The organism is Rhodococcus sp. MurmanLake-1, from assembly GCF_056945715.1.
The window spans coordinates 145,693-165,285 of sequence record NZ_JBWZNF010000002.1; the positions used below are offsets into that span (position 1 = coordinate 145,693).

18 protein-coding genes are annotated in these 19,593 nt (G+C 61.9%); 10 read left to right on the plus strand and 8 right to left on the minus strand.

The annotated features are described in order from the left end of the window. The first annotated feature begins 30 nt into the window (after positions 1–30). The 6 genes from htpG (at position 31) to AC2ETI_RS07035 (ending at position 6,851) form a co-directional block, all read left to right on the plus strand. Positions 31–1,959, plus strand: coding sequence for a molecular chaperone HtpG (gene htpG, locus AC2ETI_RS07010; RefSeq protein ID WP_483633711.1), 1,929 nt, complete (start codon positions 31–33; stop codon positions 1,957–1,959). Between the two features lie 157 nt (positions 1,960–2,116). Beyond that, positions 2,117–2,656: a DinB family protein gene (locus AC2ETI_RS07015; protein WP_019745253.1), complete on the plus strand. Its 540-nt coding sequence runs from the start codon at positions 2,117–2,119 to the stop codon at positions 2,654–2,656. A 92-nt stretch (positions 2,657–2,748) separates the two neighbouring features. Beyond that, entirely contained in the window at positions 2,749–4,329 is a 1,581-nt protein-coding gene (locus AC2ETI_RS07020; RefSeq protein ID WP_031330818.1) for an FAD-binding oxidoreductase, read from the plus strand. Continuing rightward, on the plus strand, positions 4,326–5,243 hold the full coding sequence (locus AC2ETI_RS07025) for a diacylglycerol kinase (protein ID WP_003940547.1): 918 nt from the start codon (positions 4,326–4,328) through the stop codon (positions 5,241–5,243). The genes AC2ETI_RS07020 and AC2ETI_RS07025 overlap by 4 nt, the downstream gene beginning before the upstream one ends. Before the next feature lie 46 nt (positions 5,244–5,289). Then, positions 5,290–6,117 carry a potassium channel family protein gene (locus AC2ETI_RS07030; protein WP_031330822.1) on the plus strand — a complete coding sequence of 276 codons (828 nt, stop codon included), beginning with the start codon at positions 5,290–5,292 and terminating at the stop codon, positions 6,115–6,117. A gap of 47 nt (positions 6,118–6,164) precedes the next feature. Next, positions 6,165–6,851 (plus strand): TetR/AcrR family transcriptional regulator, encoded by a 687-nt coding sequence (locus AC2ETI_RS07035; RefSeq protein ID WP_021332017.1) that lies wholly within the window; start codon positions 6,165–6,167, stop codon positions 6,849–6,851. A 6-nt stretch (positions 6,852–6,857) separates the two neighbouring features. Here AC2ETI_RS07035 and AC2ETI_RS07040 read toward each other — a convergent pair whose 3' ends face one another. Beyond that, positions 6,858–8,042, minus strand: coding sequence for a metallophosphoesterase (locus tag AC2ETI_RS07040; protein ID WP_019745249.1), 1,185 nt, complete (start codon positions 8,040–8,042; stop codon positions 6,858–6,860). Positions 8,043–8,165: 123 nt separating this feature from the next. Here AC2ETI_RS07040 and AC2ETI_RS07045 point away from each other — a divergent pair, with 123 nt between their 5' ends. Then, positions 8,166–8,798, plus strand: a complete 633-nt coding sequence (locus AC2ETI_RS07045; RefSeq protein ID WP_211918818.1) for a GyrI-like domain-containing protein — start codon at positions 8,166–8,168, stop codon at positions 8,796–8,798. Between the two features lie 17 nt (positions 8,799–8,815). Here AC2ETI_RS07045 and AC2ETI_RS07050 read toward each other — a convergent pair whose 3' ends face one another. From AC2ETI_RS07050 to AC2ETI_RS07075, 6 genes are all read right to left on the minus strand, one after another. Beyond that, positions 8,816–9,208 carry an RNA-binding S4 domain-containing protein gene (locus tag AC2ETI_RS07050; protein WP_029256216.1) on the minus strand — a complete coding sequence of 131 codons (393 nt, stop codon included), beginning with the start codon at positions 9,206–9,208 and terminating at the stop codon, positions 8,816–8,818. A 24-nt stretch (positions 9,209–9,232) separates the two neighbouring features. Then, a complete protein-coding gene (locus AC2ETI_RS07055) occupies positions 9,233–10,108 on the minus strand; it encodes an oxygenase MpaB family protein (RefSeq protein ID WP_060938011.1) in 876 nt (291 codons plus the stop codon). Between the two features lie 164 nt (positions 10,109–10,272). Further along, complete coding sequence (locus AC2ETI_RS07060) at positions 10,273–11,121, minus strand: 3-hydroxybutyryl-CoA dehydrogenase (RefSeq protein WP_020909078.1); 849 nt, start codon at positions 11,119–11,121, stop codon at positions 10,273–10,275. 92 nt (positions 11,122–11,213) lie between these two features. After that, positions 11,214–12,371 (minus strand): acyl-CoA dehydrogenase, encoded by a 1,158-nt coding sequence (locus AC2ETI_RS07065; protein WP_003939784.1) that lies wholly within the window; start codon positions 12,369–12,371, stop codon positions 11,214–11,216. A 159-nt stretch (positions 12,372–12,530) separates the two neighbouring features. Beyond that, a complete protein-coding gene (locus AC2ETI_RS07070; protein WP_355329877.1) occupies positions 12,531–13,223 on the minus strand; it encodes a TetR family transcriptional regulator in 693 nt (230 codons plus the stop codon). Between the two features lie 72 nt (positions 13,224–13,295). Then, positions 13,296–13,916, minus strand: coding sequence for a TetR/AcrR family transcriptional regulator (locus AC2ETI_RS07075; RefSeq protein WP_021345503.1), 621 nt, complete (start codon positions 13,914–13,916; stop codon positions 13,296–13,298). Between the two features lie 91 nt (positions 13,917–14,007). Between AC2ETI_RS07075 and AC2ETI_RS07080 the strand changes: the two genes are divergently transcribed. After that, on the plus strand, positions 14,008–15,375 hold the full coding sequence (locus tag AC2ETI_RS07080) for a cytochrome P450 (RefSeq protein ID WP_483633712.1): 1,368 nt from the start codon (positions 14,008–14,010) through the stop codon (positions 15,373–15,375). A 15-nt stretch (positions 15,376–15,390) separates the two neighbouring features. Here AC2ETI_RS07080 and AC2ETI_RS07085 read toward each other — a convergent pair whose 3' ends face one another. After that, a complete protein-coding gene (locus AC2ETI_RS07085; protein ID WP_355329872.1) occupies positions 15,391–16,995 on the minus strand; it encodes an acyl--CoA ligase family protein in 1,605 nt (534 codons plus the stop codon). A gap of 131 nt (positions 16,996–17,126) precedes the next feature. Here AC2ETI_RS07085 and AC2ETI_RS07090 point away from each other — a divergent pair, with 131 nt between their 5' ends. Together AC2ETI_RS07090 and AC2ETI_RS07095 are read left to right on the plus strand one after the other, a co-directional pair. Beyond that, positions 17,127–17,993 carry a helix-turn-helix transcriptional regulator gene (locus AC2ETI_RS07090; protein ID WP_041815263.1) on the plus strand — a complete coding sequence of 289 codons (867 nt, stop codon included), beginning with the start codon at positions 17,127–17,129 and terminating at the stop codon, positions 17,991–17,993. Positions 17,994–18,107: 114 nt separating this feature from the next. Continuing rightward, positions 18,108–19,535 carry an amidase gene (locus tag AC2ETI_RS07095; RefSeq protein ID WP_290286909.1) on the plus strand — a complete coding sequence of 476 codons (1,428 nt, stop codon included), beginning with the start codon at positions 18,108–18,110 and terminating at the stop codon, positions 19,533–19,535. Positions 19,536–19,593 lie beyond the last annotated feature (58 nt).

Here is a 19,593-nt window from a genome sequence, read left to right on the forward strand (position 1 = left end):
TGATCAGTCCGAGAAGAGAAAGGGATCGAAGTGACCGCGCATACCGAGCAGCTCGAGTTCCAAGCAGAAACACGTCAGCTGCTGGATCTGATGGTTCATTCAATCTATACGAACAAGGACAGCTTCCTTCGTGAGTTGATCTCCAACGCTTCGGACGCGCTGGACAAGCTCCGCCTCGAGTCTTACCAGGACAAAGACCTCAACGTCGACGTCTCCGATCTGCATATCGAGATCGACATCGACAAGGCAGCACGCACCCTGACCATCCGCGACAACGGCATCGGCATGTCGCGTGACGAGGTCGTCGACCTGATCGGCACGCTCGCCAAGTCCGGCACCGCCGAGGTCCGTCGCAAGCTCAAGGAAGCCAAGGATGCAGCGGCATCCGAAGAACTGATCGGTCAGTTCGGCATCGGCTTCTACTCCACGTTCATGGTCGCGGACAAGGTCACGCTGCTGACCCGCCGCGCCGGTGAAGATCACGCGACGCGCTGGGAATCGACCGGCGAAGGCACGTACACGCTCGAGCATGTGAACGAGGCGCCTCAGGGTAGCTCCGTGACCCTGCACCTGATGCCCGAGGATTCCGAGAACGGCCTGCACGACTACACGTCGGAATGGAAGATCAAGGAACTGGTCAAGAAGTACTCCGACTTCATCGCGTGGCCTATCCGCATGGATGTCGCTCGTACGTCGACGCCGGCCGAGGGCGAGGAGCCCGAGGTCACCATCGAGACCGAGACGATCAACTCGATGAAGGCTCTGTGGACTCGTTCCAAGGACGAGGTGTCCGAGGACGAGTACAAGGAGTTCTACAAGCACGTCAGCCACGCCTGGGACGAGCCTCTCGAGGTCATCCCGATGAAGGCCGAAGGTACTTTCGAATACCAAGCGCTGCTGTTCATTCCGTCGACGGCGCCGTTCGATCTCTTCATGCGTGAGCGCAAGGCCGGCATCCACCTCTACGTCAAGCGCGTCTTCATCATGGACGACTGTGAAGAGTTGGTGCCCGATTACCTGCGCTTCGTCAAGGGTGTCGTCGACGCACAAGACCTCTCGCTCAACGTCTCTCGTGAAATTCTGCAGCAGGACCGGCAGATCGCTGCCATCCGTCGTCGTCTGACCAAGAAGGTCCTCTCGACCATCAAGGACATGAAGGCGAACGAGCCGGAGAAGTACTCGACCTTCTGGACCGAGTTCGGACGCGCGCTCAAGGAAGGCCTGATGGCCGATGCCGACAACCGCAAGACGCTGCTCGACATCTCTTCGTTTGCCTCGACCAACAGCGAAGAGGGCGTGACCACTCTCGCCGAGTACGTGGAGCGTATGAAGGACGGCCAGGAACAGATCTACTTCATGACGGGCGAATCTCGTCACCTGATCGAAAGCTCTCCGCACATGGAGGCTTTCAAGGCCAAGGGCCTCGAGGTTCTGGTTCTCACCGACCCGGTGGACGAGATGTGGGTCGACGCTGTCTCGGACTTCGACGGCAAGACCTTCCAGTCGATCGCCAAGGGCGAGGTCGACCTGGACACCGAGGACGAGAAGAAGGCGGCCGAGGCCGAGCGCGAAGAGAAGGAGAAGGAATTCGGCGAGCTGCTGACGTGGCTGACCGAAACCCTGTCCGACGACATCAAGGAAACGCGTCTCTCGACGCGCCTGACCACGTCGGCTGCCTGCATCGTCGGCGACGCGTTCAGCATGTCTCCGACGCTCGAGAAGATGTACAAGGCTTCGGGTCAGCCTGTTCCGCACAGCAAGCGCATCCTCGAGCTCAACCCGGAGCACCCGCTTGTCTCGGGTCTTCGGGAGGCGCAGACCGCCAACGACAATGCGGAGAACCTGACTGAGACGGCTCAGTTGCTCTACGGCATGGCGTTGCTTGCCGAGGGCGGCGAGTTGAGCGACCCGGCGCACTTCACGCGTCTGCTGGCCGATCGTTTGGCTCGCACAGTCTGATCTGGTCCTAGCTGGCTCGAACTCCCGGCATCCACCTTCATCGGTGGGTGCCGGGAGTTTTTTCTTGATCGTTTTCTATTGAGGACCGTTTCTGTCCGCAATGACTTCTAACGTAGTTCTCACAGGGCAAATAACCCACGAGCGAAGGAAAAACATCATGAACGCACCGACCACCACCGTCACCGGCGAGCGCGCGGATCTCCTCCAGAGCCTGCGTCAACATCGTGAATTCCTTCTCTTCACGGTCAAGGACCTCACCGACGAGCAGGCTGCTTCGAGGCCGACCGTGAGCGAACTGTGCCTAGGCGGATTGATCAAGCATGTGGGTCAGGCGGAGAAGGGTTGGGTCGACTTCATTCTGGAAGGCCCGGCCGGACTTGGCGGGGACTTCGACCCGACCCAGTGGTCGGAAGAGATGCAACAGGAACGGGCGAACGAATTTGCCATGATCGAGGGTGAAACCTTGGCAAGCATCGTTTCCGAGTACGAAGGGATCGCGGCCAGGACCGACCAGTTGGTGGCCTCGCTGGACAGCCTCGACATCTCTCATCCACTTCCGAGCGCTCCGTGGTTCGAAGCCGGCGCTCGCTGGTCAGCGCGGCGCGCATTGCTGCACATCATCGCCGAGACGGCCCAGCATGCGGGCCACGCAGACATGCTTCGTGAAGCCATCGACGGCTCGAAGACGATGGGTTGATCGACAGCTCGATCAACCGGGATGTTTACACATCACACAAATATGTAACACTAGTGTCTATGAGCACCGAAAAGTCTGCCTTGCAACCGCCGATGCAGTGGGACGCCTGGGGCGATCCGGCCAAGAAGCGTGAACTGTCGGACGCAGTCACATCATTGTTGACCGGATTTCTCGGTGTGTCCGCACCGACTCGCTCGCGCCTCGCCATCGAAGACGTTCAGGTGACTCCGTCCGCCCTGGTTCAGTCGCACGTCGAGGCGCTGGCTGGGCTGGTCGGGGCCGAGTACGTCAGCACCGAGGATTCGGATCGAATCCTTCGGGCCGGTGGCAAGAGCACCCCGGATCTGCTTCGCCGTCGTAGCGCCGAGCCGCAGGACGCACCGGACGCAGTCGTCACTCCAGGGACAGACGCAGAGGTCGAGCAGGTTCTCCGATACTGCTCTGCCAACCGGATCGCAGTGGTCCCGTTCGGTGGTGGCACCAGCGTCGTCGGCGGGCTCGATCCCATTCGTGACGGGTTCGACGCAGTTCTATCTCTCGATCTGCGCAGGTTCGATCAGCTCGTCGGGTTGGACGAGGAATCGGGCATTGCGACGTTCGGCGGCGGAACCACCGGCCCACGGGCCGAGGAGCTTCTGCGTGAGCACGGTTTCTCGGTCGGGCACTTCCCGCAGAGCTTCCTGTTCGCCACTCTGGGCGGGTTTGCCGCCACCCGGTCTTCGGGGCAGGCGTCGGCTGGATACGGACGCTTCGAGGACATGGTCCAGGGCCTCACCGTTGTCACCCCGAGCGGTGTGGTCGAGACCGGGCGTGCGCCGGCCTCTGCCGCAGGCCCCGATCTGGGTGAGCTTTTTGTCGGCTCCGAGGGGACATTCGGCGTCATCACGCACGTGCGTGTGCGGGTTCACCGCCTGCCCGAGACCACCGTGCGCGAAGGGTGGAGCTTCCCCGACTTCGCCACCGGCGCAGCAGCATTGCGTGAGCTGGTCCAGGAAGGATCGGCTCCGACCGTACTGCGATTGTCCGACGAGGCCGAGAGCGGCGTGAATCTGGCGACCACCGACAAGATCGGCGAGAACGCCTTCACCGGTGGTTGCCTCGGCATCACCACCTACGAGGGCACCGCTTCGCACACCGCTGAACGGGTGGCGGAGGCCCGAGCAATTCTCACCGCTCACGGTGGGACTTCGCTCGGTGAGGAGCCCGGAAACAGTTGGGAACACGGGCGATTCGATGCGCCGTATCTGCGTGACGCTCTTCTCGACGTCGGCGCACTGTGTGAAACCCTCGAGACAGCAACCACCTGGGGTAACCTCGCGAACCTGCGCTCCTCGGTCACCGAAGCGCTGACCAAGGCTCTCGTCGAGCAGGGGACTCAGCCGCTCGTCATGTGCCACATTTCTCACACCTACAAGACCGGCGCTTCGCTGTACTTCACAGTAGTCAGCGCGCAGACCGAGGATCCGATCGCTCAGTGGCACAAGGCGAAAACTGCCGCTGGCGATGCGATCATCGCCGCCGGTGGCACGATCACCCATCATCACGCAGTCGGAGCTGACCATCGCCCGTGGATGAAGGACGAGATCGGCGACTTGGGCGCGAATATCCTTCGCGCAGTGAAGAATGCAGTTGACCCTGCCGGCATCCTCAATCCTGGAAAGCTGATTCCGTGACCGAAACCCGCAGTCAGATCGAGAAGGTTACCGTCCTGATCAATCCGATGGCGGGACATGGTCACGCGCCTGCGGCCGGACGCAAAGGTGTTGCGCGACTGCGTGCTCGGGGAGTTGCCGTCACCGAGATCATCGGAACCGATGCCGACGACGCCAAGAAGTTGGCGCGTCGTGCGATCGAGGAGGGTACCGACGCGCTGGTGGTGGTCGGCGGTGACGGTGCCATCAGCATCGGATTGCAGGCTGCCGCGTTGACCGATACTCCTATCGGACTCATCCCGGCGGGCACCGGTAACGATCACGCCCGTGAGTTCGGCATTCCCACAGGCGATCCCGAGGCAGCCGCCGATGTGATCGCCGACGGCGTCGTGCAGCAGTCCGACCTGGCGAAGATCACGCTTGCCGACGGTTCCGTCGTCTGGTCGGGAACGATCATCGCGAGCGGATTCGATTCGCTGGTCAGTGAACGGGCCAATCGGATGTCGTGGCCCAAGGGACCGATGCGCTACAACTTGGCGATGCTCGCCGAGTTGGCGAAGATGAAGCCGCTGCCGTACCGGATCGAACTCGACGACGAGGTCATCACGGTGGACGCGACGCTCGTGGCTGTCGGCAACGGCCGCTCGTACGGTGGCGGCATGCTCATCACTCCGGGCGCGTCGAAGTCTGATGGGTTGCTGGATCTGACCGTCGTCGGGCACGGTTCGAGGTTGCGTCTGGTGCGCCTGTTTCCGCGGGTGTACAAGGGAACTCACGTCTCCTTGGATGCGGTACAGACGTATCGGTCGAAGAAGGTCCGGTTGGTCTCCGAGGGCATCATCGCCTACGCGGACGGCGATCGGGTGGGGCCGTTGCCCATCACGATCGAGGCAGTTCCCATGGCGCTCAACATCTTGACGCACACTCGGATCTGAGTTGGTTCTGCCGGTCACGCGGTAGCAGTGGTGTAAGACTTCTCGGATGAACGAATCAAGGAGGTCGGTGCACCACCGCACTGCGTGGACGTCGAAGCGGTGGCAGCTCACCACCGACATCCCCTTGACCGCTGCGGCCTGCCTGTTCTTGGTGGCGTACGCGTACCAAGTCCTGGCGCAACCGACTGACTTCCCGCATCGCCTGACCGAATGGATCATGTGGGCCGCGTGGTTCGTATTTGCCGTCGACTACGCAGTTCGCCTGTGGTTGGCTCCTGCACGCGGTCGCTGGTTCGTCAGGCATCTCTTGGATTTGGCGATGGTGGTGCTACCCATGCTGCGTCCCTTGCGCCTCCTTCGATTGGTCACCCTGCTTGCAATAGTCCACCGCTCGAGCGGGCAAAGCTTGCGTGGACGAGTGGTTGTTTACGCCACCGGGGCTACGGCCTTGCTGATCGGTGTCGCGGCACTGGCCATGCTCGACGCCGAGCGGCACGCTGAGGGCGCCGCCATCACGTCGTACGGGACGGCGTTGTGGTGGGCGATGGAGACGGTTACGACCGTCGGTTACGGAGACATGGCTCCTGTCACTACAACCGGGCGCCTGATCGCCGGAGCGTTGATGATCGGCGGAATTGCATTGCTGGGCATCGTGACTGCCACACTCGCTTCCTGGTTGGTCGAGCGAGTGGCGGAACAGGACGAGGCAGGGCAGGCCGCGACGCGTAAGCAGGTGGCAGATCTGTCCGTGGAGGTCCGAGCTTTGGCCACCCGCACGCACCGAGTCGATCTCGCGTCCGTCGATACCGATTCGCTGCGTCGCGAACTGGCGTCGAGGGGAGTCGTGGCGCAGCATGCACCTTCGGACAATTGACCCGCAGTACAGCAAACAATAGAACGATGGTCTGATAATCTTGCGTGATGGTGGCGACCCATGGATTCCAGCGCGCGCGCAGGCCCGAGCAGATCGAAGCACGTCGGTGCGCGATTCTCGACGCAGCTCGCGCGATGCTCGGGTCCAAGCCAGTCGCAGACATCAGTCTGCGTGAGCTCAGTGAGAGCGTCGGCCTCGCGAAGTCGAACGTGCTCCGGTACTTCGACAGTCGCGAGGCCATCTTTCTCGAAGTGCTCGACGAGAACTGGGTAGCGTGGCTGGACGGGTTGTCCGAGTCGTTGACTCCGACCAGTGACGACTCACCGTTTGCCGCTGAAATTCATGTGGCATCCGCGGTTGCGGAATCGCTTGTCTCACAGCGGTTACTGTGCGAGTTGATGAGTGTCATGGCCGGTGTCCTCGAAAGAAACATCTCCGTCGACTTCGCCCGTGACTTCAAGAAGCGGGCGACGGTCAACTCGGGAAGGTTTGCGTCGCTGGTTCATTCGCAACTGCCCCATCTCTCGGAGGGCGACGCCGCTCAATTCGCCAAGGTAACCCTGGTGATCGTTGCCGGCTTATGGCCGACTGCCGAGCCGACTGAATCCATGGTCGTCGTACTGAACGAGATGCAGGCGCCCCCGGCCTCCGACATGTTCGCAGTCGGCCTGCGTGAAGGTCTGATCAACCAGCTCGTCGGGTTGTCGGCGCGAGCGGCAACCCGAACGAGCTGAGAACGATCAGGCGCTGTGAAGCGTCAGAACGGTTATCTCGCTCGGTGCGAACACCCTGAAGGGCGGACCCCAGAATCCGGTTCCCCGGCTGGTGTACAGCTGCGTACGTTCTCCGTGCCTGGTAAGCCCGTGCACCGACGGTTGATCGAGTTTCACCAGAAAGTTGAAGGGCCAGATCTGTCCGCCGTGGGTATGACCGGCGAGCTGCAGATCCACTCCCGCGGAAGCGGACTGAGTAACCTGCTTCGGTTGGTGGGCGAGCATCAGGATCGGCAATTCGGGGTCGGAGCCGGCCAGGGCCATGTCGAAGTTCGCGCCGTGCCCGTCCAGTTTCGATCCCAACGCTGTCGCATCGTCGACTCCGGCGATGACCAGTCTGTCTCCGCCCTTGGTGACGACGAGGTGGCGGTTGTGCAGCGCGTCCCAGCCGATCGAGGTCATGTAGTCGAGCCACTCCTGAGCCTCGTGGAAGTACTCGTGATTGCCGGTCACGTAGACGCGAGCGAGCCCGGCTTCGACCGATGCGAGGGGGGTCGCTTGGCCGAGGCGCTGCTCTACCGTTCCGTCGGCGATGTCACCGACGTGGGCCACGATGTCGGCGTCGAGATCGTTGACTGCCGCGATCACGCGCTCGGACCACTTCTCGCGATTGATCGGCCCGAAGTGAGTGTCGGTGATCGCGACTACCCGAAGTTTGTCCATCCCCGCACCAAGGCGGGGGATGGTGACGTCGACCTGCTTGATCCGTGGCAGTCTCATGGCTTCCCGGTAGCCCCAGATCAGCAGAAGGGCCGAGATGATCAGTGCGGCAACGGCGACAATTCTCGATCGAAGCGGGTCATCCACGCCGCCGACGAGCAGTCCGAGCCTCAGAACTTCGCCGAGTAGGGTCCACACGAACACGACCCAGATGATTCCGAGGAGTGCGTCGCCGATCAGGCGAACTGGATCGCGGTCGGTGTGTCCGTGGCTGAGCACCATGCTCGCAGGCAGGGCGATCAAGAGGGCGGCAAACAGAACGGTGCCGAAAACTGCCACCGCCGTCGGCCAGTCCGGCCGGATGAACAAGCTCCACCATGGGTACACGACCAACAGAGCCAAGATCGACGCGACAATCGCGGATATGGCAACGATCCGCAACGGTCTGCGGCGCGGAACTCGAGCGACGTCGGTCGCCTGGGGTGTAGTCACCCCGTCCAGAGTAAAGGTCCACTGGTCTATTAACAAGGGGACAGTGGTCCGCTATCGGGATGTCGGTGTTCTCGGATAGGTTTCCGAACGTTGAAACTCGGCCAGTGATCAGGTGGGTGGCGCATGGAGAAGTACGACGTCAAGAAGGCATACAAGGATCTCTACTCGCCTGGGCGCCGCGATTTTGCCCTCGTGACCGTTCCCCGCTTCGGCTACTTCGCCGTCGACGGTCACGGCGACCCCAACACTGCCACCGAGTACTCCGAGGCGCTCGAAGCGCTGTATTCGGTGTCCTACTCGGCAAAATTCGCTAGCAAGAAGGAATTGGATCGCGACTTCGTCGTTGGCCCGCTGGAAGGGTTGTGGCGGGCAGATGATCCCGAGGTGTTCGTGACACGGGACAAGGCGGCTTGGGATTGGACGATGATGATCTCGCAACCGGAATGGATCGCTCAGGCCGAACTGTCTGCGGCGATCGCCTCAGTTCGAGCCAAAGCGGTCCGCGCCAAGAAGAACGTGGCGGCTTTGGACAAGGTGCGGTTCCTCGAATTGGAGGAGGGCCTGTCCGTCCAGATTCTTCACGTAGGTTCTTACGACGACGAGGCCCCCACCTTGGACCGCTTGCACAACACGTTCATCCCGTCGAACGGCTTCAGTTTCAACGGCGATCATCACGAGATCTACCTCAGTGATGCGCGCCGGACGCCGCCCGAGAAACTGAAGACGGTTCTGCGTCAGCCTGTTTCGAGGTCGTGACGCGTTCGAGGCGGTGGTTACGGCTCGAGGCCGCGCAACTTCTCGAGGTCACGTCGCTCGCGCTTGGTCGGTCTGCCGGCGCCGCGATCACGTCGCGGAATGGACGCAATCAGTTCGGGCGGTGGTGGGGGCGGCGAATTGTCCTGCAGGCAATCGGCGGCCAGCACCGCGCTGACTCGCTTCGTGATCGGCTTGACCACGACGACAATGCGTTCGATGCCGGATACACGCACCCGCACCTCGTCGCCGGCTTTCACCTGCTGAGCCGCCTTTGCCGACGTTCCATTGACCCGAACGTGTCCCGATCGGCAGGCCGTCGCCGCCTGCGAGCGTGTCTTGAACAGCCGAACCGCCCACGTCCAGCTGTCCACGCGGACACTGATCGCGTCGGAGGGGAGTTGGGCTGGCACGCACTCCAGCCTACCGACGAGTGCTCACAGACCCTGCGCGCGGATGCCCGAGTAGGCGCGCGGCGCATACCGCAGTCGTAGCGGCAGCAGATGCCAGAACCGATCTGTCAATGTCAGGAAGCGGGCGAACCAGAAGTACATCCGTTCGTCGCGCGGCGTCCATTCCCATTCAAGGGTCTTGCGTGCCTTCTCCGGCATCAGTGCCTTGCCGATCCAGTTCGCCACGGCCATCGTGGGGCGAGAGCTAAGACGCCACAGCCACGTCGGAACCTTCGGAGCCGGTGCGATGTCGTGCTCGGCGATGCGCGTCGACCATTTTGTGGTGTGGGTGTTGATCAGGTGGTTGTCGAGCATGTCTTCCCAATACGTGCGGAAGCTGGCGTAGTCGTCGAAAGCCGGTCGATCGGTGAGTCCGTAACAGCGCCACCAGGTTACGGCCTCACGGACAAGTTGGTCCTTCTGCTCCTGCGTGAACTTCTTGTACGCGAATCGCTCGTTGAAATCGAGAATCACCTCGAAGAACGTGACGTGTGTCCACCAGAAAGTGTCAGGAGTGAGGGCGTGGTAGCGCCCGCCGGTTTCGTCGATTCCTTTGAGATCGGTGTGGAAGTTGCGAACGAGCGTGCCTGTGCCCTCTTCGGTCCGGTCGTACACGACGCCGTAGATGGGCGGCAGTGAGCGGAACAGGCGGTCGAGCGGGTTGTCGAAGAAATTCGAATGATCTTGCAGCGCTCCGCTTACCGCGGGGTGCATGTTCTGCAGGGTGCCTGCGCGTCCGAGGTACAGCAGGCCGCGAACGTCGCCGAAGTGTGTCCATGTCAGGGAACCGGGGCCGATCGGATCGGCTAGTAGTTCTCGAGGCTTCGATCGACGAGTGCCCGTGTCTGCGTCGCTGCTCATCTGGGTGCCCCTCCGCCTGCCATCGTGTGACAACGGTTGTTGTCACACGATGACTTTTACTGCGCTACGCGAATTTGTCAATCGATTCGACAAGATCTGTCCGAAAACAACTCCGGCCCCTCACCTGCAACAGGTGAGGGGCCGGAAGAGTGAAGCGGTCGGACTCAGGCGTATTCGTAGAACCCGCGACCGGTCTTCTTGCCGAGACGACCGGCGTCGACCATGCGGCGAAGCAGCGCCGGCGGAGCGTAGTGCGGTTCTGCGAATTCCGCGTACAGGGACTCTGCCGCTGCGAGGGCAATGTCGAGACCGACGGTGTCGAGCAGCGTCAGCGGACCCATCGGGTAGCCGCAGCCGCCCTTCATGGCCTCGTCGATGTCTTCTGCTGTGGCGTAGCCGGATTCGAGCATCCGGACTGCCTGGCACAGGTAAGGGATGAGCAGAGCGTTGACGATGAAGCCCGAGCGGTCGCCCGCGCGAACCGTCTTCTTACGCAACGTGTTCTTGGCGTAGTCGGTGACGGCGAGGACGGTCTCTTCGGACGTCGTGAGGCTGACCACGATCTCCACGAGCGGCATGACCGGCACGGGGTTGAAGAAGTGAACGCCCACAACCTGGCCGGGGCGCGAGGTGGCCTTGGCGATCTTGATGACGGGGATCGACGAGGTGTTGGTCGCCAGAATGCCTGCAGGCTTGACGATCTTGTCGAGCTTGCCGAAGATCTCGTACTTGAGAGCTTCGATCTCGGGAGCCGCCTCGATCACCAGGTCGCGATCGGCGAACTCTTCCATGTCCAGGGTGACGCGAACGCGTGCGATGGCGGCGTCGGCGTCTTCCTGCGTGATCTTGCCCTTGGCTACGCCGCGGTTGATCGACTTGGCGATCCGTTCGCGAGCAGCGGCGGCAAATTCTTCCTTGGTTTCGAGCACCAGTACCGAGCTACCGGCTTTTGCACAAACTTCGGCAATGCCGGCACCCATGGTGCCGCCGCCGATTACGCCTACGAGTTCCACGATTCTCCTCAAGATTCTTCAGACAGGGGTCAAGCCCCCGTGCGCGGTTAAGGAGTCTATGGACTGCCTGACCGCGCACAGGGCCGGAGGCCCTACTTCAGTAGCGCACGCGACATCACGACGCGCTGAATCTGGTTTGTGCCTTCGTAGATCTGCGTGATCTTGGCGTCGCGCATCATGCGCTCGACCGGGAAGTCGGTGGTGTAGCCGGCGCCACCGAACAGCTGTACGGCGTCGGTGGTGACCTCCATGGCAACGTCGGAAGCGAAGCACTTCGCCGCAGCGGAGATGAAACCGAGGTTCTTCTCGCCGCGCTCGGCGCGAGCAGCGGAGGTGTAGACCATCAGACGTGCGGCTTCGACCTTCATTGCCATGTCCGCGAGCATGAACTGAACAGCCTGGAAGTCGCTGATGGACTTGCCGAACTGCTTGCGATCCTTGGTGTATGCCAGAGCTGCGTCGAGTGCGCCCTGGGCCAGGCCGACAGCCTGAGCGCCGATGGTGGGACGCGTGTGGTCGAGGGTCTCGAGTGCCGTCTTGAAGCCGGTGCCCGGTTCGCCGATGATGCGGTCACCGGGGATGCGGCAGTTCTCGAAGTACAGCTCAGCGGTGGGGGAGCCCTTGATGCCGAGCTTCTTTTCCTTCGGTCCGACGACAAAGCCCTCGTCGTCCTTGTGGACCATGAAGGAGGAGATGCCGTTTGCGCCCTTGTCGGGATCGGTGACAGCCATGACGGTGTACCAGGTCGACTTGCCGCCGTTGGTGATCCAGCACTTGGAGCCGTTGAGGATCCAGTCGTCGCCGTCAGCCTTCGCGCGGGTACGCATCGAAGCGGCGTCGGATCCGGCTTCACGCTCGGACAGTGCGTACGACGCCATTCCGCCGTTCACGAGGTCCGGGAGCACCTTGGACTTGAGCTCTTCGGAACCCTTGAGGATCAGGCCCATGGTGCCGAGCTTGTTCACGGCGGGGATCAGCGAGGAGGAGCCACAGACGCGGGCGACTTCCTCGATGACGATGCAGGTGGCGACGGAGTCGGCGCCCTGGCCGTCGTAAGCCTCGGGAACGTGGATTGCGTTGAAGCCCGACGCGTTGAGAGCGGTGAGTGCTTCCTCGGGAAAGCGTGCGTTCTCGTCGACGTCCTTGGCGTACGGCGCGATTTCCTTCTCGGAGAGTCCGCGGATAGCAGCCCGCAGTTCGTCGTGCTCTTCGTTCAACGCGAAGAGATTGAAATCCGGGTTTCCTGCCATGGGAACGCTCCTTGGTGAAGGTGGCTTGAAGGCGGTTGGTGCGGCTCCGGCGTTACCGACGAGATTCGCGGACAGACCGGTGCCAATGACCCCAGTCAAACACGGCACTGAGTGCCAGGTCAAGGGATGGGCGTGTGAAGTTCCGGTGCACGATCGGTGTCAGCCGAGTTGTTCGTGGATTTTTCTGCTGATCTCATCGGCGGAGGTGCCCGGGGGAAATGCCACTACCAGCACAGACTTCGATTCTGGCGTGCTGGTCTTGGACCCGGGTGCCACGCCGTACGTCCGCCGAACGTCGAGCAATGCCTGGCTCAGCGCTTCGGCTGTGGCGTCTTCGTCGCCTTTGATCATGCTTCGCAAGAGGTAGTTGTGGCACGCGGTGACAGCTGCGGCAAAACCGACAACCTCGAGGACCGGTTCGCGGGGAACAGCGCTGCGCAGGTAGTCGACGAATAGGCGCTCATAGCGGAATCCGGTGACGAGTTCGCGGTCGCGAAGAGCCGGAACATGCTGTACGACGCGGTATCGCCGCATCGAAAGGTCACGGTTCCGGCGGAAGAAATCGAAGACCAGTCCCGCGGCCTCGCACACCGACGCCCAGGGGTCGGCGGAATCGGACGCGAGGAACTCGGCCACGTGTTCGAGGAGGGACTCGTGATCGGCGAAGATCACGTCTTCCTTGGAGCGGAACTGCCGGAAGAACGTCCGGCGCGACACACCGGCGGCAGCGGCGATCTGCTCGACGGTGGTGGCTTCGTACCCGTTCTCCGAGAACAACCGGATCGCTTGAGACGCGACGTGTACCCGAAACTGTGCGGGGTCAGTTCCGGGCAGGTCTGCGCGTTCACTCATGGGGACAAGTATTGCGCCTGTTCGCGCCATCCCGGTGTGGCGGGCAGCAACCGCATGCCGATCGGTTCCATCTCAACGGTGTGCGGTGGACGTGAATTGGTAGGTTGCCGCCTCGACGATCTCGTCAGGGGTAATAGCGATCTCCTCGTTCAGCCACGCGGTGACCAATTCGGCAAGGCCCCCGACGAAGAGCAGTCCGTTGATCTGACCTTGATGAGATGGCCAAGCTCGGTCGCCGTACATTCGCGAGGCTTCGTCCGCGACCATTTGCGCGAAGCCGTGCAGTACCGCGCGCCGGTGTGCGCGAAGGGGCTCGTATGCAGCGGATTCGATCATTGCCACACGCCCCTTGCGGGGATCGTCGGTGAGGAGGGTGACGAACGACGTGATGGCATCTCGTACGCGCTGCTCGAGCGTTCCGTCGCTCGCTCGTAGTGCGGTCAGGCCGGCGTCGCGAACCTCGTCGGCAATTCCGTCCAGGATTGTTTTCAGCAGTTCGTCTCTGCTGGAAAAACTTTCGTAAAAGTAGCGTTCCGTCAACTTGGCTCGCGCACAGATCGCGGTCATCGTGGCGCCTCGACTGCCTGCGACAGCGAATAGTTCCAGCCCTGCCTCTAGCAAGCTCTCGCGCCGCAATGCTGAGCGCTGGTCGCCGCTGAGGCCGGCATACCGCCGCGGCGTCGGAGAAGTCATAGGTCGATATTGACAGACGCAACCACTGTGACGCAGACTACAGTCCATCTGACAGGATGCACTGTCAGATTGAGCGAGAGTAGAGGTCGCAGTGTCCAAGATCCTGGCTCGTCCCCCCGTGAACTCGCAGTTGCACCCGATTTCGGGCCGTTCCGGGCTGCCTCTCGTCGGGCACGCTCTTGCATACATCCGCGATCCACTCGCATTGATGCAAGAGAACTGGGATCGATACGGCGAGGTCTCTTGGTTCTCGATGGTCGGTCGGCAGTGGATCGCTGTTCTCGGACCCGACGCGTGCCAGGAAGTGCTGCAGAACAAAGATCGGGCTTTTGTGAACAGCGACGGCTGGTCGGTGCTTATCGGCCCCTTTTTTCACGGTGGGCTGATGCTTCTCGATTCGGAAGAACATCTACGGCATCGTCGAATCATGCAGCAGGCGTTCACTCGGACTCGGATCGAGAAGTCTGTCGACGTTCTCAATCCGGCAATCGACTCGGCGCTCGACACATGGACCCCCACTGACGGATTTCGTGCATACACAGCACTGAAGACACTCACCCTCGATCTCGCCACCGACATCTTCATGGGCGGTGCGGAAGGAAGTACCGAAAGCGAAATATCTTCGGTGAAAAAGGCTTTCGTGGATTGTGTGCAGGCGGCTACTTCTCTGGTCCGCTACCGCGTGCCGGGGACCAGATGGAAGCGAGGACTCGACGGCCGCCGGGTCCTGGAAGACTTCTTTCGTCGCTACCTGCCGGCGCGTCGAGCTCGCGCAACCGATGATCTGTTCTCCGTGCTCTGTCACATCGAATCCGAAGCGGGACAACGCTTCAGTGACGACGAAGTGATCGACCATATGATCTTCCTCCTGATGGCCGCACACGACACTTCGACGATCACCCTTTCCACGATGATGCAATATCTAGGTCAACATCCGAAGTGGCAGGACAGGTGCCGTGCCGAGTCGCTCGCTCTGGGGACCTCGACGCCCAGCTATGCAGATCTCGACGGCCTAAGCAGCCTTGACCTGGTGATGAAGGAATGCCTCCGACTCGTCTCTCCCGTACCGGTCATGGCGCGGCGAGCGGTCCGCGACACTCAAGTACGGGGTCACTTCGTGCCTGCGGGAACGTATGTTTCTGTCGCCCCTCACTTCACGCACCACATGGCGCAGTACTGGCCTGATCCCGAGCGTTTCGATCCCGAACGTTTCGCCGAGAATCGACGCGAAGACAAGGTTCATCGGTACGCGTGGGAACCGTTCGGAGGTGGAGTGCACAAATGCCTGGGAATGCACTTCGCCGGCGCCGAGATCAAGGCAATCATGCACCACTTCCTCATGCGCTTCGACTGGAACGTCGACGCAGATTACGTCGCTCCGCTCGACTTCACGTCCTTGCCGTTCCCTTCGGACGGGCAACCTGTCGATCTGCGCCGGCGTCACACTTCGGTGCGCTGAGACCCTACGGCCGAATTACTTCGACGCACGCAATTGGAACTTGAGAACCTTGCCGGTCGGGGTGCGAGGAAGGTCGAGTGGAAAGACGATGTCGCGGGGAACCTTGTACCCGGCCAGCAATGCACGGGTGTGCTCGACGATGTCTTCGGCGGAAGCCTGTAATCCCTTGCCCAGCACCACGAATGCCTTCGGGCGCTCGCCCCACTTCTCGTCGGGAACGCCGACGACTGCCACGTCGATCACGGCAGGATGACTCATGATCGCCTGCTCCACCTCGACGGTGGAGATGTTCTCGCCGCCCGAGATGATGATGTCCTTCGCGCGGTCCTTGAGCTGGACGTAACCGTCGGGATGCATGACGCCGAGGTCGCCGGAATGGAACCAACCACCGGCAAATGCTTCGGCGGTCGCGGCCTCGTCACGGTAGTAACCGAGCATCACGTTGTTGCCGCGGAGCACGATCTCACCCATGGTCTGGCCGTCGGCGGGAACGTCGTTCATCTCGGCATCGACAACGCGAGCATTTTCGGCCTGCACCATGCCGACTCCCTGACGGGAGAGAAGTGCGGCGCGCTCGGACTGCGGCTTGTCGTCCCAGGCTTCCTGGTACTCGCAGATCGTGTAAGGGCCGTATACCTCGGTGAGGCCGTAGACGTGGACGACGGTGACACCGATGTCTTCGAGTTTTCCGATGATCGTCGGTGACGGGGGAGCGCCGGCGGTGGTGATGTGCAGGGCGTCGACCTTGTGGGCCTGGTCCGCGTCGGCGATGGTGGAGCAGACGGTAGGAGCGCCGCACAGATGCGTCACGCCCAGATTGTCGATGGCGTCCCAGATCGCGTCGGCGCGGACCGCGCGCAGGCAGATGTGTGTGCCTGCGGCCTGAGTGACGGCCCACGGCGTGCACCACCCGTTGCAGTGGAACATCGGCAGTGTCCACAGATACTTCGTCGCTCCGTCGAAGCCGTTGTGGAATGTCTCGCCGAGCGAGTTCAGGTATGCCCCGCGGTGGGAGTACATGACGCCCTTGGGTTTTCCGGTGGTGCCAGAGGTGTAGTTGATGGCGATGCACTGCTGCTCGTCGTCGACGCCCCAGTACAGTGGCTGATCGGCGAGAGCTTCACCTTCGGCAATCAGATCGGCGTACTGCCCGGTGACGATTCCGGTGGGGACCTCCGGGTAGGGCACGGTGGAGTCCGGGATCTCGATGATCTCGCGCAGGCTCGTCACGTTCGCCTTGGACGAGGTGACCGAGCCGACGAATTCGGAGTCGACGAACAGGATCGTGGTTCCCGAGTGATCGAGGATGTACTCGAGTTCGGGACCGGCGAGGCGTGAGTTCAGGGCGATCAGGACTCCGCCGGCGAGTGGGACGGCAAAATGCGCGAACAGCATCTCGGGAACGTTCGGCGCCAGGTACGCAACGCGGTCACCGGGCTGAATGCGTTGACGCAGGACGCGGGCCAGCGCTGCGACCTCGTCACCGAACTCTCGGTACGTGTAGCTCCGGTCGCCGTGAATGACGGCGGTACGATCGGGGAACACCGCAGCGCTGCGCTCGAGAAAGCGCAGCGGACTGAGCGGGGTGTTGTTGGCTGCGAGAGCTGTCGAGACAGACACGGTTCCTCCGAAGGCGACGTGACACGGTTGGTGTCACGGTAGTTGTGATCGGCACTACAAATGGCCTGGATGCACGCTATTGCCCAGTCAAAGGTGCCGCTACCCTCTGAATTGGGTATGTGGAGGTGAGAGTGAGCAGGGTACTGAGACCGAGCGACGACGACGCGTTGCGCGCCGAACTGCGTCGACTGCACCCCCGAACCGAGTTGCCGGTTCTGTTCGGCGGTTGTGTCGACGACCGGTCGCTGACCATCACCGGCTACGTCGGGACTCGTAGCAACATCCTGCGAAATTTGAAGATCGACGCCGAATGCGGACTCGGTGGTCGTGCGATCGCAGAACAACGACCGGGCGCGGTGCAGGACTACGCGAACTCGTCGCACATCACCCACGACTACGACTACGAAGTGGGCACCGAAGCCATCGAATCCTTGATGGCAGTCCCGATCGTCGTACGCGGGGTTACTCGCGGAGCGATCTACGGAGGACTGCGCGCCAACCTGCCGATCGGCGACGTGATCGCCGAGACGATGATGCGATCGTCGTACGCGTTGGCCCGCGAATTCGAGATTCGCGACGAAGTGGATCGTCGGGTGGCGATGCTCGATACCGCTGCGGTGGAACATGGTTCGAATCGCGATGCCCAGATATCCGAAGGATTGACCGAGAGCGTCCTGGCGCTCGGCGAGATCGCGGCGAACCTCGAGGACATGGCTCTCAGCGCGCAGGTCCTCGCCGTCGAGGCAAAGTTGCGGGCGTTGGCGTCGCCGAACCCTTCCGCGAACACTCCAGTCGCGAACACCGTTGTCCTGTCGCCCCGCGAGCGGGAGGTGATGGGCTACGTAGCTCTGGGACTGCGCAATGCCGAGATCGCCGAGAGGTTGTCCCTGAGCGTCGAAACGATCAAGACGTACATGCGGAATCTGATGGGAAAACTCGACGTCCGCAGTCGGCACGAAGCAGTTGTGGAAGCGCGGCGGCAGGGCTTGATTCTGTAAGGCTGAATCGGTGGGCCGGTCCCGCCAAGCGGAATTTCAAAGCTACGCCTTCGCCATGGTTGGTATGACGGACCTCACTATCGGCAGAGTTCGACACGAGTGATGAGGGCATCGATGCAGGATTTGTTCGACAACAACGACATGACCGGCCTGGCCGAAGCGATCAAGAGCGGCGACGTCTCCGCCAAGGAAGTTCTCGAGTTCAGCCTGGACAGACTCGACGAGCGCAACCCGGCAGTCAACGCGGTGATCAGTGAGCGTCGCGAGGAGGCACGCAACGAGGTATCAGGCGGCTTGCCGGAAGGTCCACTGCACGGCGTCCCGTTCGTGATCAAAGACCTGGGCATGGACGTCGCAGGATTGCCGAGCACCAACGGATCTCGATTGTTCGCCGATGCTGTGGCAGAGAAAGATTCGACGCTCGTGGAGCGGTACCGTGAGGCTGGTCTGGTTGTCATCGGCAAGACGAACACCCCGGAGTTCGGTAAGAATGCGAGTACCGAACCTGCGCTGTTCGGGCCTACCCACAACCCTTATGCCCTTGATCGTTCACCCGGCGGATCTTCGGGTGGCACAGCTGTAGCTGTTGCCGTCGGGATCGTGCCCGGCGGCCATGCCAGTGACGGCGGTGGATCGATCCGTATTCCCGCATCGGCCTGTGGCTTGGTAGGCCTCAAGCCCAGCCGTGGACGTACTCCGACGGCACCGGCGCGCACGCTGTTCTCGTCGCCGATGAGTGTTCATCACGCACTCACCCGAAGTGTCCGCGACACTGCACTGCTTCTCGATCTCTCCGCCGGACCGACTGTCGGCGATCCTTACGTGATCCTGGCGCCGAAGCGGCCGTACGTCGAGGAAGTTGGTGCGGATCCCGGACGGTTGCGGATCGGTCTGAGTAACACTCTTCCTGATGGCACCCCGGTGGACCCGCAGTGCTCGGCCGTCACAACCAGTGTTGCCGGCCTGCTCGAAGACCTCGGTCACGATGTGACCGAGAGTGCCCCGAACTTTCCGCTCGATGCGCTCACTGCCGGGCTTTCCGTGTTGATGGGCATTCCGATGACGATCGAGGTCGACGAACGACTCGAGGCCCTGAACCGCGCAATCCGCGACGACGACCTCGAGCCGATGGCTCGGATGATCTACGACCGCGCGAAGTCCGAAAGTGCGACGAACGTAGTCAAGGCATTGCAGGAACTCGAGCGGGCCGCCCAGGTGATCGGTGCGTTCTTTGTCGATCACGACCTGTTGCTGACGCCGACGATGGCTCGACCGGCAGCTCCGCTCGGTCTGCTCGATACGGCAAATCCCATGTCGATCTGGGAGCATTCGGCCGGGTACAGCGGTTTGACCAGTCCGTTCAACAGTTCAGGTCAGCCCGCGATTTCCTTGCCGATGGGTCATGACACGGCCGGCGTTCCTATCGGCGTGCAGTTGGTGGGTGCGTTCGGGCGTGAAGATTTGCTGATCCGGGTTGCGTCGCAGCTCGAGGTGGCGCGCCCGTGGAGCATTGCCCCAGTGTGGCCGCCCGTCCCGGCGTAGCCCCGGCACCGTCGAAGAGTCGAGAACACCGTACTTTTCACCCGTCGAGGGTGAATGT

Coding starts and splice junctions, on each gene's coding strand:
- AC2ETI_RS07065 (WP_003939784.1), bottom strand. CDS start 12,371: ATGGCAGGAAACCCGGATTTCAATCTCTTCGCGTTGAACGAAGAGCAC.
- AC2ETI_RS07020 (WP_031330818.1), top strand. CDS start 2,749: ATGCAGTGGGACGCCTGGGGCGATCCGGCCAAGAAGCGTGAACTGTCG.
- AC2ETI_RS07035 (WP_021332017.1), top strand. CDS start 6,165: ATGGTGGCGACCCATGGATTCCAGCGCGCGCGCAGGCCCGAGCAGATC.
- AC2ETI_RS07045 (WP_211918818.1), top strand. CDS start 8,166: ATGGAGAAGTACGACGTCAAGAAGGCATACAAGGATCTCTACTCGCCT.
- AC2ETI_RS07030 (WP_031330822.1), top strand. CDS start 5,290: ATGAACGAATCAAGGAGGTCGGTGCACCACCGCACTGCGTGGACGTCG.
- AC2ETI_RS07095 (WP_290286909.1), top strand. CDS start 18,108: ATGCAGGATTTGTTCGACAACAACGACATGACCGGCCTGGCCGAAGCG.
- AC2ETI_RS07015 (WP_019745253.1), top strand. CDS start 2,117: ATGAACGCACCGACCACCACCGTCACCGGCGAGCGCGCGGATCTCCTC.
- AC2ETI_RS07055 (WP_060938011.1), bottom strand. CDS start 10,108: ATGAGCAGCGACGCAGACACGGGCACTCGTCGATCGAAGCCTCGAGAA.
- AC2ETI_RS07070 (WP_355329877.1), bottom strand. CDS start 13,223: ATGAGTGAACGCGCAGACCTGCCCGGAACTGACCCCGCACAGTTTCGG.
- AC2ETI_RS07075 (WP_021345503.1), bottom strand. CDS start 13,916: ATGACTTCTCCGACGCCGCGGCGGTATGCCGGCCTCAGCGGCGACCAG.